Annotated in this window: 17 protein-coding genes; 14 read left to right on the forward strand and 3 right to left on the reverse strand. The window is 30.9% G+C overall.

Annotation, left to right across the window (positions count from 1 at the left end):
* Positions 1-109 precede the first annotated feature (109 nt).
* The gene (gene purD / locus CLU82_RS09125) at positions 110-1,384 is read left to right on the forward strand and encodes a phosphoribosylamine--glycine ligase (RefSeq protein ID WP_100842805.1); all 1,275 of its coding nucleotides are present in this window, start codon (positions 110-112) and stop codon (positions 1,382-1,384) included.
* Between the two features lie 67 nt (positions 1,385-1,451).
* Here the strand turns inward: purD and CLU82_RS09130 are convergent, their stop codons facing one another.
* Entirely contained in the window at positions 1,452-1,682 is a 231-nt protein-coding gene (locus CLU82_RS09130) for a uracil phosphoribosyltransferase (protein WP_100844988.1), read from the reverse strand.
* Positions 1,683-1,829: 147 nt separating this feature from the next.
* On the opposite strand from CLU82_RS09130, the gene CLU82_RS09135 reads away from it, so the two are divergent.
* Positions 1,830-2,759 (forward strand): hypothetical protein, encoded by a 930-nt coding sequence (locus CLU82_RS09135; protein WP_100842806.1) that lies wholly within the window; start codon positions 1,830-1,832, stop codon positions 2,757-2,759.
* Here the strand turns inward: CLU82_RS09135 and upp are convergent.
* Positions 2,754-3,407, reverse strand: coding sequence for a uracil phosphoribosyltransferase (gene upp / locus CLU82_RS09140; RefSeq protein ID WP_100842807.1), 654 nt, complete (start codon positions 3,405-3,407; stop codon positions 2,754-2,756). The genes CLU82_RS09135 and upp overlap by 6 nt on opposite strands.
* A gap of 90 nt (positions 3,408-3,497) precedes the next feature.
* Here upp and CLU82_RS09145 point away from each other — a divergent pair, with 90 nt between their 5' ends.
* Both CLU82_RS09145 and CLU82_RS09150 read left to right on the forward strand, forming a co-directional pair.
* On the forward strand, positions 3,498-4,103 hold the full coding sequence (locus CLU82_RS09145; protein ID WP_100842808.1) for a DUF4254 domain-containing protein: 606 nt from the start codon (positions 3,498-3,500) through the stop codon (positions 4,101-4,103).
* A gap of 46 nt (positions 4,104-4,149) precedes the next feature.
* Complete coding sequence (locus tag CLU82_RS09150; RefSeq protein WP_100844989.1) at positions 4,150-5,160, forward strand: glycosyltransferase family 9 protein; 1,011 nt, start codon at positions 4,150-4,152, stop codon at positions 5,158-5,160.
* A 49-nt stretch (positions 5,161-5,209) separates the two neighbouring features.
* On the opposite strand, the gene CLU82_RS09155 is transcribed toward CLU82_RS09150, so the two are convergent.
* Positions 5,210-6,262, reverse strand: coding sequence for a ferredoxin--NADP reductase (locus CLU82_RS09155; protein ID WP_100842809.1), 1,053 nt, complete (start codon positions 6,260-6,262; stop codon positions 5,210-5,212).
* Positions 6,263-6,397: 135 nt separating this feature from the next.
* On the opposite strand from CLU82_RS09155, the gene CLU82_RS09160 reads away from it, so the two are divergent.
* From CLU82_RS09160 to atpH, 10 genes are all read left to right on the forward strand, one after another.
* The gene (locus CLU82_RS09160; protein ID WP_100842810.1) at positions 6,398-7,867 is read left to right on the forward strand and encodes a DUF5687 family protein; all 1,470 of its coding nucleotides are present in this window, start codon (positions 6,398-6,400) and stop codon (positions 7,865-7,867) included.
* A 54-nt stretch (positions 7,868-7,921) separates the two neighbouring features.
* Complete coding sequence (locus CLU82_RS09165; RefSeq protein ID WP_100842811.1) at positions 7,922-8,617, forward strand: ABC transporter ATP-binding protein; 696 nt, start codon at positions 7,922-7,924, stop codon at positions 8,615-8,617.
* 87 nt (positions 8,618-8,704) lie between these two features.
* The gene (locus CLU82_RS09170; RefSeq protein ID WP_232735233.1) at positions 8,705-11,356 is read left to right on the forward strand and encodes a lipopolysaccharide assembly protein LapB; all 2,652 of its coding nucleotides are present in this window, start codon (positions 8,705-8,707) and stop codon (positions 11,354-11,356) included.
* 2 nt (positions 11,357-11,358) lie between these two features.
* Positions 11,359-11,718 (forward strand): polymer-forming cytoskeletal protein, encoded by a 360-nt coding sequence (locus CLU82_RS09175; RefSeq protein WP_100842812.1) that lies wholly within the window; start codon positions 11,359-11,361, stop codon positions 11,716-11,718.
* Between the two features lie 12 nt (positions 11,719-11,730).
* On the forward strand, positions 11,731-11,964 hold the full coding sequence (locus CLU82_RS09180) for an AtpZ/AtpI family protein (RefSeq protein ID WP_100842813.1): 234 nt from the start codon (positions 11,731-11,733) through the stop codon (positions 11,962-11,964).
* Positions 11,965-11,974: 10 nt separating this feature from the next.
* Positions 11,975-12,367 carry a hypothetical protein gene (locus CLU82_RS09185; RefSeq protein ID WP_100844991.1) on the forward strand — a complete coding sequence of 131 codons (393 nt, stop codon included), beginning with the start codon at positions 11,975-11,977 and terminating at the stop codon, positions 12,365-12,367.
* 119 nt (positions 12,368-12,486) lie between these two features.
* On the forward strand, positions 12,487-13,641 hold the full coding sequence (gene atpB / locus CLU82_RS09190; RefSeq protein ID WP_100842814.1) for a F0F1 ATP synthase subunit A: 1,155 nt from the start codon (positions 12,487-12,489) through the stop codon (positions 13,639-13,641).
* A 100-nt stretch (positions 13,642-13,741) separates the two neighbouring features.
* On the forward strand, positions 13,742-13,933 hold the full coding sequence (gene atpE, locus CLU82_RS09195; RefSeq protein WP_100842815.1) for an ATP synthase F0 subunit C: 192 nt from the start codon (positions 13,742-13,744) through the stop codon (positions 13,931-13,933).
* A 121-nt stretch (positions 13,934-14,054) separates the two neighbouring features.
* Positions 14,055-14,555, forward strand: a complete 501-nt coding sequence (locus tag CLU82_RS09200; protein ID WP_100842816.1) for a F0F1 ATP synthase subunit B — start codon at positions 14,055-14,057, stop codon at positions 14,553-14,555.
* Between the two features lie 2 nt (positions 14,556-14,557).
* Positions 14,558-15,091 carry an ATP synthase F1 subunit delta gene (gene atpH, locus CLU82_RS09205; RefSeq protein WP_100842817.1) on the forward strand — a complete coding sequence of 178 codons (534 nt, stop codon included), beginning with the start codon at positions 14,558-14,560 and terminating at the stop codon, positions 15,089-15,091.
* Positions 15,092-15,106: the final 15 nt, after the last annotated feature.

Raw genomic sequence — 15,106 nt, forward strand, 5'->3', positions numbered from 1 at the left:
AATATTTAGCTACCACTATTGAGGATTAAACGTTAAGTTTTTAGAATATAATTATTTTTTACGTTCAAAACGGATTATTTTTGCACCACAACTTTTATAAAACAACACCATGAATATTTTACTATTAGGATCAGGAGGAAGAGAACATGCTTTTGCATGGAAAATGATTCAAAGTCCGCTTTGTGACACCCTTTTTGTAGCACCAGGAAATGCAGGTACTGCTCAAATTGCAAAAAATATTGACATCAGCGCTACTGATTTTGATGCGATAAAAGCATTGGTTATCAAAGAAAATATAGAAATGGTTGTGGTTGGACCAGAAGATCCTTTGGTAAAAGGGATTTATGATTTTTTTCTAAACGACGAAGATTTAAAACAGATTCCTGTAATTGGTCCATCAAAAGTAGGAGCAACTTTAGAAGGAAGTAAAGAGTTTGCCAAAGAATTTTTGATAAAACACAAAATTCCAACAGCAGCTTATGATAGTTTTACAGCCGAAACTGTTGAGAAAGGGTGTAAGTTTTTAGAAACGTTGCAACCTCCGTATGTATTGAAAGCAGATGGTTTGGCAGCTGGAAAAGGAGTTTTAATCATTCAGGATTTAGCGGAAGCTCAAGAAGAATTAAGAAACATGTTGGTTGGTCAAAAATTTGGTGCTGCAAGTTCTAAAGTAGTTATTGAAGAATTTCTTGACGGAATTGAATTAAGTTGTTTTGTTTTGACTGATGGAAAAAACTATAAAATTTTACCAACTGCCAAAGATTACAAACGTATTGGTGAAGGTGATACAGGATTGAATACAGGCGGAATGGGAGCAGTTTCTCCAGTTCCTTATGTTGATGCTATTTTGATGGAAAAAATAGAAACACGTATTGTTAAACCAACTATTGAAGGTTTTCAAAAAGACGGGATTGCCTATAAAGGTTTCGTGTTTATTGGATTAATTAATGTTAACAACGAACCTATTGTTATCGAATACAATGTGAGAATGGGAGATCCAGAAACTGAGGTGGTTGTTCCAAGATTAAAATCAGATTTGGTTGAATTGTTTTTGGCTGTAGCCAATGAAAAATTAGACGAATTCAATCTGGAAGTTGATGAAAGAAGTGCAACTACAGTTATGATTGTGTCTGGGGGATACCCTGAAGATTTTGAAAAAGGAAAAGTAATTACTGGTTTAGACTCAGTTACTGATTCTATCGTTTTTCATGCTGGAACCAAATTAGATAATGGAAATGTGGTAAGTAATGGAGGAAGAGTAATGGCTATTACTTCTTACGGAGATAACTTTCAGGAAGCTTTAGATAAATCATACCAAAATGTAAACAAACTACATTTTGACAAAATGAATTTCAGAAAAGATATTGGATTTGATTTAATCTAAAAATAAAAAACACGAATGAGATTTAAAATTTTCATTCGTGTTTTTGGTTTTTATTTGGATTTGATTTTTACTTCAAGAAAGAATGTGCTGTAGTATCTTGAAATTCTTCACCATTTTCTTTATGTAATTTTAATTGTTTAATCCAATAAACAATAGCAACTGAACAAATAATCATAAAGATCCAGTTGATAGTATTGGCACCAAACCAAGTTTTAAGTTCTAATGAACGTAAAAAGTCTAAGGGAGCGAATAAAATATTTACGAATAAGTATTGTATTCCTTCAAAAAATGATGTCATCATAACGTATCTTTTTATTTTTATTATTTTATTTTTTGGAATTTAGAATATTAAAAAATAAATATTCGTTAGAATCTTTTTTAATCTTGCCTCATTCCTTTTTAAACAAGTATTATATTTACAGTCACAAAAGTATAAAATATCCTTATGATAACAAGTGTTTTTAAAAAATCTACACCATTTAATTTTTCTTTGGTTGTTATTTTAATGCTGGTTTTCTTTTTTCTATATCAAATTCAAGAAGTTACTTGGACTAATTCTGTTATTCTGATTCTTCAAAAAATCGGTTTATTTCTGGTTTTATTCGCCACGGTTTTTCTTAATAGTTTTATCTCTAAGAAGAACGGACTGAGTAGAGACAGTACTTATACTGCTTTTTTTACTTTTTTATTCTTGATTTTTTTCCCAGGGTTGTTAAATAATCCCAATTTAATTCTGGCTAATTTTTTTGTCCTATTAGCCATTAGAAGGCTGGTTTCCTTGCAAACCCTTAAAGAATCAAAAGAGAAACTTTTTGATGCCTCATTGTGGATTTTTATGGCTTCATTATTTCACTTTTGGAGTGTTTTATATCTTCTTTTGGTTTTTATATCTATTATTTTTCACGTTTCAAGAGATTATAGAAATTGGGTTATACCATTTATCGCTCTTTTAGCAGTAACAATATTGTTTATTGCTTGTTCATTAATTTTTAATATTAATAGTATTGCTTTTTTACTGGAAAACAGTAAAATTGATTTTAGTATCGATTATTTTACCAATAATTATCAAAATGCTGCTTTTTCGATATACATAACAGTAGCATTATTTTTTATATTTTCAATGTTAACTACTTTATCTAACAGGCCTTTAGTATTACTTTCTTCCTATAAAAAAGTTATAGCATCGTTTTTTATTGGAATTTTAGTTTACGTTTTATCTGCGAATAAAAGTAATGAAGTATTAGTATTTACGTTTGCTCCTTTGGCCATAATGGCGACATCTCATATCGAAATATCTCAGCCCAAATTGAAAGAAGAAATTGTGATTTTTGTGCTTTTGGCGTGTAGTTTATTTGCCTTTTTCTCTCAGCTATAATTTAGTGCCATAAGAGAGATCACCAGCATCTCCTAAACCAGGTACAATGTAACTTTTATCATTAAGTTTTTCGTCTAGTGAGGCAATCCATAGATGACAGTTATCAGGTAAATTTTGTTCTAAATAAGCAATGCCTTCTGGAGCGGCAATAATTACAGCAATATGAATTTCTTTTGGTGAACCTCTTTCTATCAGTTTATTAAAAACAGCTACAATTGACTGTCCAGTGGCTAACATTGGGTCGACTAACAGGATATTTTTGTTATTAATGTCTGCAATAGCCTCATATTCAACAAGAATATCAAAGTAATCATCATTATTGGGATGATGTCTATAAGCCGAAATAAAACCATTTTCAGCATTATCAAAATAATTTAAAAAGCCTTGATGCAAGTTCAGTCCAGCTCTTAAAATGGAACATAAAACTAATTGATCTGCAATTTCAGTTGTTACTTTAACACCAAGTGGAGTTTGAACTTCTACCGTTTTGTAGTGCAAAGTTTGACTCAATTCATAGGCCATAATTTCACCAATACGCTCAATATTTCTACGAAAACGCATACTGTCTTTTTGAATGGTTACATTTCTGATTTGGCTTAAAAAGTGATTTAAAACACTATTTTTTTCTGATAAACAATGAATTTTCATAGATATGTTATTAAGAACTTAATTTGTGGAGTTTTTTTTACACTATAAAAGTATAAAAAGTATCTTTGTATTTCTAAAATCATAAAAGATATGTTTTCAAAATTAGCTTATTCAGTATTTGAACAAAGTATAAAAGATTATCATCAATTTGATAATGTCGATCAACCTATAAATAATCCTTTTCCAAAAGATAAATTTGAACATTTGTTATATTTAAAAAACTGGATTGATACCGTACAATGGCATTTTGAAGATATCATTCGTGACCCAAACATTGATCCAGTTGCGGCATTGACTTTAAAAAGAAGAATTGATGCTTCAAATCAGGAGCGTACAGATATGGTAGAATATATTGATAGTTATTTTCTTCAAAAATATAGTCATGTTGTCGTTAAAGACAACGCTAAAATCAACTCTGAAAGCCCTGCTTGGGCATTTGATAGATTATCTATTTTGGCTCTTAAAATTTATCATATGAACGAAGAAGCTACTCGTACCGAAGCTTCTCAAACGCATAGAGATAATTGTCAGGCAAAATTAAACATCCTTTTAGAACAAAGATCGGATTTGTCTACAGCAATTGATGATTTGCTAACAGACATCGAAAACGGAGATAAATTCATGAAAGTGTACAAACAAATGAAAATGTACAATGACGATGATTTGAATCCAGTTTTGTATCAAAATAAGAAATAGTTTTTTGGCAACAAATTTGTCTTCAAAAATTAAACATATAGCCGTCATGAGACTTTCCGCAATGGGAGATGTCGCCATGACGGTTCCTGTTTTAAGAGCTTTGGTTTATCAAAATCCAGAAGTCAAAATTACGGTAGTTTCGAGACCTTTTTTCAAACCTTTTTTTGAAGGAATTCCGAATCTTTCTTTTTTTACTTTTGATGAAAAAGAAAGACACAAAGGTTTTAAAGGATTATTGCGTTTGTATCAAGATTTGAAAGTATTAAAAATTGATGCTTTTGCTGATTTACATAATGTGTTACGATCTAAAGTAGTTCGTACACTTTTTGCCTTGAGTGGAAAAAAAACAGCCTCTGTAGATAAAGGAAGAGCTGATAAAAAAGCGCTGACAAATCCCGAAAACAAAATCTTCAAACCATTAACAACCATGTTCGAAAGACACGTAAAAGTCTTTGCACAACTTGGTTTTTCGGTTGATATATCTAATCCAATATTTCCAGAAAAAGCAACATTAGAAAAAGCAACCACTGATTTAATAGGAGGAAATAATCATAAACTAATTGGAATTGCACCTTTTGCACAATACGATTCTAAGGTTTATCCTTTGGATTTAATGCAGGAAGTAATCAATCAATTGGCAGAAAATAAAACTCAAAAAATCTTGCTTTTTGGTGGCGGGAAAAAAGAAATTGAACTTTTAGATTCACTTGCAAAAGACAAAGAAAATGTGATTGTTGTTGCTGGAAAGATTAAATTTCAACAGGAATTACAACTCATTAGTAATCTTGATGTAATGCTTTCTATGGATTCAGGAAATGCTCACATTGCGACCATGTTAGGCGTAAAAGTCATTACACTTTGGGGAGCAACACATCCTTACGCAGGATTTTCACCATTTAATCAACCGTTAGAAAATGCATTGGTTTCGGATAGGAAGCAATATCCAAAATTACCAACATCTGTTTATGGTAATAAAAAAGTAGAAGGGTATGAAGATGCCATGCGAACTATTTTACCTATAGAGGTTATTGATAAAATTACTAGTTCTCTTAAATAAAAAAACTTCTCTTTTCAGAGAAGTTTTTCATATATCATTTGCTTATTTTCTAAACATCATCATAATCTACACGAATCGTTGCAGATGTCGGATGCGCTTGGCAACTAAGTATTAAGCCTTCGGCAATTTCACTATCGGTTAGGATTGAGTTTTTCTTCATTTCAGCACTTCCTTCAGTTACTCTACAAAGACAACTACTACAAATTCCGCCTTGGCAAGAATAGGGAGCATCAATGCCTTGTTTAAGAGCAGCGTCCAAAATGGTTTGCTTTTGAGACATTTCAAAAGTAGTTTCCTCATCATCCACCATTATAGTGATTTTAGAATGACCGCTTAAAGATTCTTTGATGACATTTTCTTGAGAAGAAGAAGTAAAAAGCTCAAATTTTATAGCTGATTCTTTTACGTTTTTTTCTTTCAAAACACCAGAAACGGTATTGATCATGTCTTCTGGACCACACAAATAGAATTTATCAAAATCCATTGTGGCATGCTTTGTATTCAATGTGTAATTTACTGCAGCTTTATCAATTCGTCCAAATAATGCATTTTCAACATTAACTCTACTAAAAACATAATCTACAAATAGACGTCCTACATACTGAAGTTGTAAATCGTGTAATTCTTGATGAAAAATAGTTTCTTCAGGTGATTTATTTCCATAAACAAGGGTAAACGAACTTTTAGGTTCGCTTTTCAAAACCGATTTGATAATAGATAAAATTGGAGTAATTCCACTTCCAGCGGCAAAAGCGATATAGCTTTTTTGACGGTCACTTTCGGGTTCAAAAATAAATTTCCCTTCTGGCTTTCCTACTTCAAGAACATCACCAGCTTTTAATTTACTATTAGCAAATTGAGAAAAAGCGCCATCTTTTACGGCTTTTACAGCAATTCGTAATTCTCCATTTCCAGGAGCCGAACATATAGAATAAGCGCGACGGATCTCAGTATTGTCTAACGTCAATCGTAAATTAATGTACTGACCCGCTATAAAAGTATAATTAGGTTTTAATTCTTCGGGAACATTAAAAAGTATGGAAACCGCATCTTTGGTTTCGCGTTTTACTTCTTTTACTATTAATTTAAGAAAATTTGGCATGAGACTATGTTTTCTGCAAAAGTAATAAAACTATTTAGCATTGAAAAAAAATGACATAATTCAAATTATTTTATCTTCTTTTTTGTAACATTTTCCTACTCTAAAAGACTCATTTACAAAACCAAATAAAAAACCATGTTTGCAAAATTTATTTATCTTGAATGGAAATCCTTTACAAGATCAGCCTCTTTCGCTTCGAGTTTGGCTCTGAAAATTTTAATGGGATTTCTTGTCCTTTATTTTACGTTAGTTTTTTTAGCAATAGGAGTTGGCGCATTTTATATTCTTAAGAAAATGCAATTAGATCCTTTGGTAACTATAAACAAATACCTGCTGTACTATTTTTTTATGGATTTGATTATTCGGCTTTTGCTTCAAGCAATTCCAGTAATGAACATTCGACCGTTGTTGTCGTTACCTTTTAAGAGACCAACGATTGTACATTTCTCATTGGGAAAAACAGCCTTGTCTTTTTTTAATATAATGCATGCATTTTTCTTTCTTCCTTTTTGTGCTGTTTTATTATATGAAGGTTATGAACCTTTAAGTGTTATACTTTGGGGAATAGCGCTGTTTTCATTAGTGTACTGTAATAATTTTTTAAACATTTTATTGAATAACAAAGATAACCTGTTAGGCATTTTTATTGCTATTGTTGTGGTATTGGCGGGTTGTCAATATTATAAACTGTTTGATATTACGAATTATTCACTTCCTTTTTTTGATGCATTATTCCATACCAAATGGCTTTTTAGTGTTCCGGTTTTAGTTTTGATGGGATTGTACTATTGGACATATAATTATTTAAAAGGAGATTTGTTTTTAGATGCAGGATTGACTGTTAAAAAGGATATTGCTAAAACCGAAAATCTAACTTGGTTAAATCAGTTTGGAACATTAGGAACGTTTTTGAAAAATGATATCAAATTAATAAAAAGAAATAAACGCTCGAAAACGACAGTTGGGATGAGTGTGATGTTTTTGTTTTATGGTTTACTGTTTTTTTCAGGAGGTGTAGAAGCTTATGATAAACCCATAATGCACATTTTTGCAGGAATTTTTGTGTCGGGTGGATTTTTATTCACCTTCGGACAGTTTGTTCCCAGTTGGGATAGTTCTTATTATCAATTGATGATGACTCAAAATATTCCTTATCGTGGTTATTTGAATTCAAAATGGTGGCTAATTGTTATTGCTACAGTGGTTTCGACTATTTTGGCATCTTTCTATTTATATTTTGGATGGCAAGTCTATCTTACCATAGTGGCAGGAGCCATTTATAATATAGGTGTAAATTCACACTTAGTATTATTAGGTGGGGCTTTTACTAAAACGCCAATTGATTTATCAATGTCAAAAGGAGCGTTTGGCGATAAGAAATCATTTAATGTTAATACTATGCTACTTTCATTACCTAAATTGCTTTTACCAGTTCTTTTATATTGGCTAGGTTCTTATTTAATGAATCCAAAACTTGGATTGGCTTTAGTAGCTTTGGTTGGTGTATTAGGATTTATGTTTAGAAATGTTGTTTTTTCAATGATAGAAAAAATTTATAAAAAAGAAAAATACAAAACCATTGAAGCTTATAAACAAAAAGCTTAAAATATAATTAGTCGATTAAAACAATTAGTTTAAAATATAAAATTTACAATTATCATGATACAAGTAAATAATCTTTCTAAAAAATACAACGATACTACGGTACTACATATTGAATCATTAGAAATTCCAAAAGGGCAAAGTTTTGGATTAGTAGGGAATAACGGAGCGGGAAAAACTACTTTTTTTAGTTTGCTGCTAGATTTAATTCAGCCAACAACAGGAAGTATTTTAAACCATGATATCCAGGTAAATACTAGTGAAAATTGGAAACCGTTTACAGCTTCTTTTTTGGATGAGAGTTTTTTGATTGGCTATTTAACTCCAGAAGAATATTTTTATTTCATTGGAGATTTAAGAGGACAAAACAAAGCAGATGTTGATGCGTTATTGATTCAACACACTGAGTTTTTCAATGGTGAGATTCTTAAAAATAAAAAATACTTACGTGATTTATCCAAAGGGAATCAAAAGAAGGTTGGGATCATTGCTACTTTAATAGGGAATCCAGAGGTCATTATTTTAGACGAGCCTTTTGCCAATTTGGATCCAACAACCGTAAACAGACTAAAAAAAATCATTAAAGATTTAGCCGATAATCCAAATATTACGGTATTAGTTTCGAGCCATGATTTGCAGCATACTGTTGATGTTTGTGATAGAATTGTTGCCTTGAATAAAGGAGAATTAGTCAAAGACATGTTAACATCTAAAGAAACTCTTCAAGAATTGGAATTGTTTTTTGCGGTTTAAATTTATATATTTCAAAAAGAAACGTATTTTTACAAGTCATTATACTAAAAGACTTTTTAACAAGTTTAATGAATTAAACGTTTTCCCTTGAATAGCAATACATCGAAATGCATTTTAGTTTTAATTATTATCTCTCTCTTGATAGCTTGTTCTACCAAGAAGGATACTTTTTTGGCTAGAAATTCTCATGCTTTAAGTACCAAACTTAATATATTATATAATGGGCAAATTGCTCTAGACAAAGGTGTTAAAGGAATAAATGACAACACTGTCGAAAATTTTTGGAAACGTTTACCAGTCGAAAAGATGCAAGTTAGTGATGACGTGCCTGCAGATGGAAAGCAAAAAAATGCAGATTTTGAGTTAGCTGAAACCAAAGCTACCAAGGCAATTCAAAAACACTCTATGAATATTGGAGGAAACGAAAAAAATTATCAAATAGATGAAGCGTATTTATTACTTGGAAAATCAAGATATTATGATCAAAGATTTATACCAGCTTTAGATGCATTCAATTACATTCTTTATAAATATCCCAATAGCAGTAATATTTACGATGCCAAAATGTGGCGCGAAAAAACTAATGTTCGTTTAGGGAATGAGGCAGTTGCGATAAAAAACATTTCAAAACTCATCAAAGACAATGAGTATGAAAAAAATGAGATTAAAAAGCAAAAGTTAGAAAATCAAGAATTTGCCAATGCTAATGCGATTTTAGCTAGTGCTTTTCTGAATTTAGAAGAAAAAGACAGCGCAGTAGTAAAACTAAAATTGGCTAATCAATTTACTAAAATCCACGAAGAAAAAGAACGTTATTCTTTTTTGCTAGGACAATTGTATGAAGAAGCTGGTCAAAAAGATAGTGCCATTTATTTCTATCAAACGGTCATTGATATGAATAGAAAAGCCGAAAGGAAATTTGTAATTCAGGCCTATGCCAAAAAAGCACAATTGTCTGATTATAAAAATGAAGATTACGATTTATTTGTCAAAAAATCTAAAAAGATTATGGAAGACAGAGAAAATCGACCATATTTGGATGTGATCTATCATAGTATCGGAATTTTTTATGATCATCATAATGAAAAAGAAAAGGCATTAGATTTTTATCATGCTTCTTTGGAGACCAAGTCTGCTGATCCCTATTTGAATGCTTCCAATTATAGAAATATTGGAAATTTATATTTTAAGCATACCGAATATCTCAGTGCAGCCAAAAACTACGATAAATCTTTAGAATTATTAGATCCAAAAACCAGAGAATACCTTCAGATTTCAAAAATCAGAAAAAATCTAGATGAGGTTATTATTAATGAGGAAATTGCTAAACGAAATGATAGTATTATTTATGTAGCTAATTTAAAAGAGCCTGATCAAATTGTTTATTATGAGAATTATATTCAAAAATTGAAAAACAGTGATGAGCTTAAAAAATTGCTTGAAGAGAAACAAAAAAAGATAGAAAATAACATTTTGTTAAACGGAGGAGGAGGAAGTACTGATGTAGCAATTCCTAATCAAAATGGACAATCTTTAAACCCTCCAACAGATACACCAAATACAAACGCAACACCAATTGCGAGCACATTTTATTTTTACAACCCCAATACGGTTGCTTACGGAAGATTAGAGTTCAAAAAAATATGGGGTAATAGGGTTCAAAACAGCTATTGGAGATTTACATCAGGTGCAAATTCAGGTGCAAATGTTACAGGAGCTGTCGCTACTACTGTTGCTATCCCAGAAGATAAAGTAGCTGCTCCTATAGCTGTGAACGAAAAATATACGACAGATTATTATTTGAAACAATTGCCAAAATCACAAAAAGTGATTGACAGTATCAGCAAAGAAAGAAATGCTGTTTATTATGAATTAGGAGTTATTTATAAAGAAAAGTTCAAAGAATATAATTTAGCTTCAGCAAGATTGGAACAATTGTTAACGTATCAGCCAGAAGAAAAATTAATTCTTCCTACAAAATATAATTTGTTTAAAATCTACGAGATAACGAATCCATCAAAAGCAGAGTCACTTAAACAGGACATTATAAGTCAATATCCAAATTCACGATATGCACAAATTATTATCAATCCAAATTCAAAAGATGGGTTAGTAACAGGCACTCCAGAAGGGGAGTATGATAATTTGTATCGATTGTTCAAACAAGAATCTTTTGCTTCAGTTTTACAACAGGTAGATGGTTTAATTAGTCATTTTACAGGAGAAGCTATTGTGCCAAAATTTGAATTGCTAAAAGCAAATACTATTGGTAAAATGTATGGACTAGTAGCTTATAAAAAAGCAATAGAATATGTTGCCGATAATTATTCAAACAGTAATGAAGGAAAAGATGCTGTAGAAATTCTTAAAACTCAGATTCCACTTTTGGAACAAATGAAATTTAGTACTGTAGATAATAAAAATTGGAAAGTTGTCTTTAAAATAGACAAAAATGACAGAAAAGCAGAAGCCGCTATTGAAAGCAAGGTGGTTTTGTTTTTTGCCAATGAAAATGTCGAGAGGTTAAAATATACTTGTGATTCGTATACCGAAAAAGAAAGTTTTGTTTCAATTCAAGGTATACATTCAGAATCGTATGCTCAGTTTGTTGCCGCTCTTTTTGCAGAGAACGAAAAATATAAAATTAGTCAACCAGGAATTATCATTTCGAATGAGAATTATAAAATAGTTCAAATAAAGAAAAATTTAGAAGAATATCTTTCAATAAAAAAACTGTAATTATGTTTGATAAAAAGCCAAAATCGTACACAGATCTTTTAGGAAAGACTAATAGAATTGTAGAAGGTACAACTATACACGGGGATATCATTTCGCCAGCAGATTTTAGGTTAGATGGTGAACTAATTGGAAATTTTACATCTAATGGAAAATTAGTAATTGGTCCGGCAGGAAGTGTCAAGGGAGATATTATTTGCAATACAGCTGATATAGAAGGAAAATTTGAAGGTAAGATAAAAGTAGAGGATATGCTGAACATTAAAGAATCAGCTAGTATTATTGGAGAAGTCGAAATAGGAAAGCTTTCAGTTGAGCCAGGTGCTGTCTTTAATGCATCCTGTGTTATGTTTGCTAAACAATAATAAATTACTACAGTGACAACTAATAATGATCCCAAAAAGAACAACTATAATAAATGGTTGGCTTTAATTAACATCCCAATACAGATGGGAGTTATCATATTTTTGTTTTCCTATTTGGGAAATTGGCTGGATGAAAATCACCCCAGCACAAAAGTATATTACGTAAAAATAATGATTATGGTAGGCGTGGTTTTGGCACTTTATAATGTCATTAGACAAGTTAATGAAATCAATAAAAAACAATAAAATTGACAGAATGAATTTCAAAAAGTTGTATCCTTTTTTAACTTTGGCGGGCGTTTCAGGCGGTTTATATCTTATTCACAAAATGGTTTTCAGTATTTTTACTATCAAATACGACCAATTTTATTACTCTTTAGAAACATTATATTTGATTTTTTTCTTTTTGTCAGCTATTATTTTCCGTGTTTTATTAACAATTAAAGAAAAAAGTTTCGACAATGTTGGAATGTCTTTTCTTTTAGCAACAAGTGTAAAAATGATTTTTTGTTATTTGATTTTAAGGCCATTATTACAAATGCCAAAATCAATTAATCCAGCCGAAAGAATAAATTTCTTAGTGTTGTTTATTGTCTTTTTAACAATTGAGACCCTTTTTACCATACGCTTAGTTAACGAAAAGAAATAATCAGTACCCAAAGTTAATCAAATTCTCAAAAAAATACTTTTATATGCTTTTGGGTATTAATAAAAAATGTACCTTTGCACCAAATTTTAGAATCGTTAAAAAAAAGATAATTAAGAGATATGGTGATTTCGAACAAAGCACTTAGATTTATTATAGCGAGTTACGTTATATGTCTTCCTTTTATTAGTTTTGCAAACACTGAAACAGTTGCTACAAATGTTGAAAATGTAGAAGCTCACGAAGGTGTAAAAACAGCTCATGAAGAACACGCTGAACCTACTGATGTAAAATCTAAAGTTAAAGGATTTATCAAACACCACGTTTTAGATTCTCACGAATTTTCTTTTTCCCAAGACGATGAAACAGGAGTTCATTATGGATTTCCATTACCAATTATAATTTGGGATGGTGGATTGCAAGTTTTCTCTTCTTCAAAATTTGAACACGGAGAAGCTGTTGCTGAGTCAAACGGAAATTTCTACAAAATTAATCACCACGACGGAAAAATTTACAAAACAGATGCTGAAGGTACTATTACCGAAGATGAGGCAACTGGATTTCCGACAAATGTGCGTCCTTTAGATTTATCAATTACAAAAACAGTTTTCTCTATACTACTTGCTGCGATTTTGATGTTTGTGATTTTTACAAGCTTGGCAAAATCATATGTTAAGAATAATGGAATCGCTTCTGGGATCGGTCGTATTTTTGAACCAATCGTATTATATGTACGTGACGAAATTGCTATACCGAACATTGGAGAAAAACATCATAAAAGATACATGAGTTATTTATTGACTATCTTTTTCTTTGTATTGTTTTTAAATATTTTTGGTTTGATGCCTTTTGGTATTAATGCTACAGGAAATCTTACAATTACTTTTTCATTAGCGATACTTACTTTCTTAATCACAAACCTTACGGCTAATAAAAATTATTGGGGTCACATTTTCTGGATGCCAGGTGTGCCAAAAGTAATGCGTATTGTATTGGCTCCAATTGAGTTATTAGGAGTTTTTATTAAACCATTTTCATTAATGATACGTTTGTACGCAAATATTTTTGCGGGACACATTGTATTGATGAGTATTATTGGGTTAATGTTTATTTTCAAAAGTTGGTTAGGAAGTAGTTTGTCATTTGGATTGTCATTTGCACTTTCTTTACTTGAAATATTAGTTGCTTTTTTACAAGCGTATATATTCACGATGTTATCTGCTTTGTACTTTGGTAGTGCAGTAGAAGAACATCACCATGAGGAAGCTCATCACTAAAATTTAGATTTCAGATTTAGGATTTCAGATTTAATAAATTTGTAATCTAAATCTACACTCTAAAATTAAAATTGAATGTTTAATTTTTAATATATATATTATGGAAGGTTTAAATTTCGTAGGAGCAGGATTAATTGTAATTGGAGCAGGTTTAGGTATTGGTAGAATTGGTGGTTCAGCAATGGACGCTATTGCTCGTCAACCAGAAGCTTCTGGAAAAATCCAAACAGCTATGCTTATTGCTGCTGCACTTATTGAAGGTATTGGTTTCGCAGCGTTATTCGCAGCTTAATTAGCACTGAAAAAACAAACAATAGTTGCAACGGTTGGTTGTAACTATTGTTTTAATTAAATGTTGAAAATTATATTAAACAGATTAAATTTTATAAAATACTATTTACAATTTATAAAAAATGGAAAAGTTAATAAATCAGTTTGAGTTAGGTTTGTTTTTCTGGCAAATATTAATATTTGTTGGATTAATTGTATTATTGAAAAAATTCGCTTGGAAACCAATTCTTGATGCCGTAAATGATAGAGAAGAAGGAATTAAAAATGCATTACTTTCAGCTGAAAATGCTAGAAAAGAAATGCAAAATTTGCAAGCTGACAACCAACGTATTTTACAAGAAGCTAGATTAGAGCGTGACAACATGCTTAAAGATGCTCGTGAAATGAAAGACAAAATGGTTGAAGATGCTAAAAATGAAGCTCAAGCTCAAGGTCAAAAAATGATTGAACAAGCTAAAGCGGCTATTGAAAGTGAAAAAAATGCAGCTATGGCTGAATTGAAATTACAGGTTTCTACTTTGTCTCTTAGCATTGCTGAAAAATTATTAAAAGAGGAACTATCTAACAAAGAAGCTCAAACTAAATTAGTTGAGAAAATGTTAGGTGATGTAAAATTGAATTAATCATGGCAAGTACTAGAGCAGCAATTCGTTATGCAACAGCAATTTTAGATCTATCTATTTCTAAAGGAGTTGCTGAAGTTGTAAATAATGACATGAAATCTATTGCTTCAACTATTAAAGGTAATGAGGAATTGAATACATTTATTCATAATCCAACCATTAAAGTTGATGTAAAAGAGAACGCACTTTTAGAAGTTTTTGCTACTGTTAACAGCGTAACAAAAGGATTATTTCATTTATTATTTGAAAATAAAAGATTTGAAATTCTTGAAGTTATAGCTACAGAGTATAATAAATTATTTGATATTAATAACAATGTTGAAGTTGCTAAAGTAACGACAGCAATTGCTATGGATGCTGCACTTGAAGCTAAAGTTTTGGCAAAGATTGCAACATTATCTGATAAAAAAATCACGATTGAAAATATTGTAGATCCTGCGATCATAGGAGGATTTATATTAAGAATAGGCGATCAGCAGTATAACGCTTCTGTTGCTAACAGATTACAAGTATTAAAAAGAGAGTTAAGTAATTAGTTTTATTACACATTA

This window comes from Flavobacterium sp. 5, from assembly GCF_002813295.1.
Lineage (GTDB): Bacteria > Bacteroidota > Bacteroidia > Flavobacteriales > Flavobacteriaceae > Flavobacterium.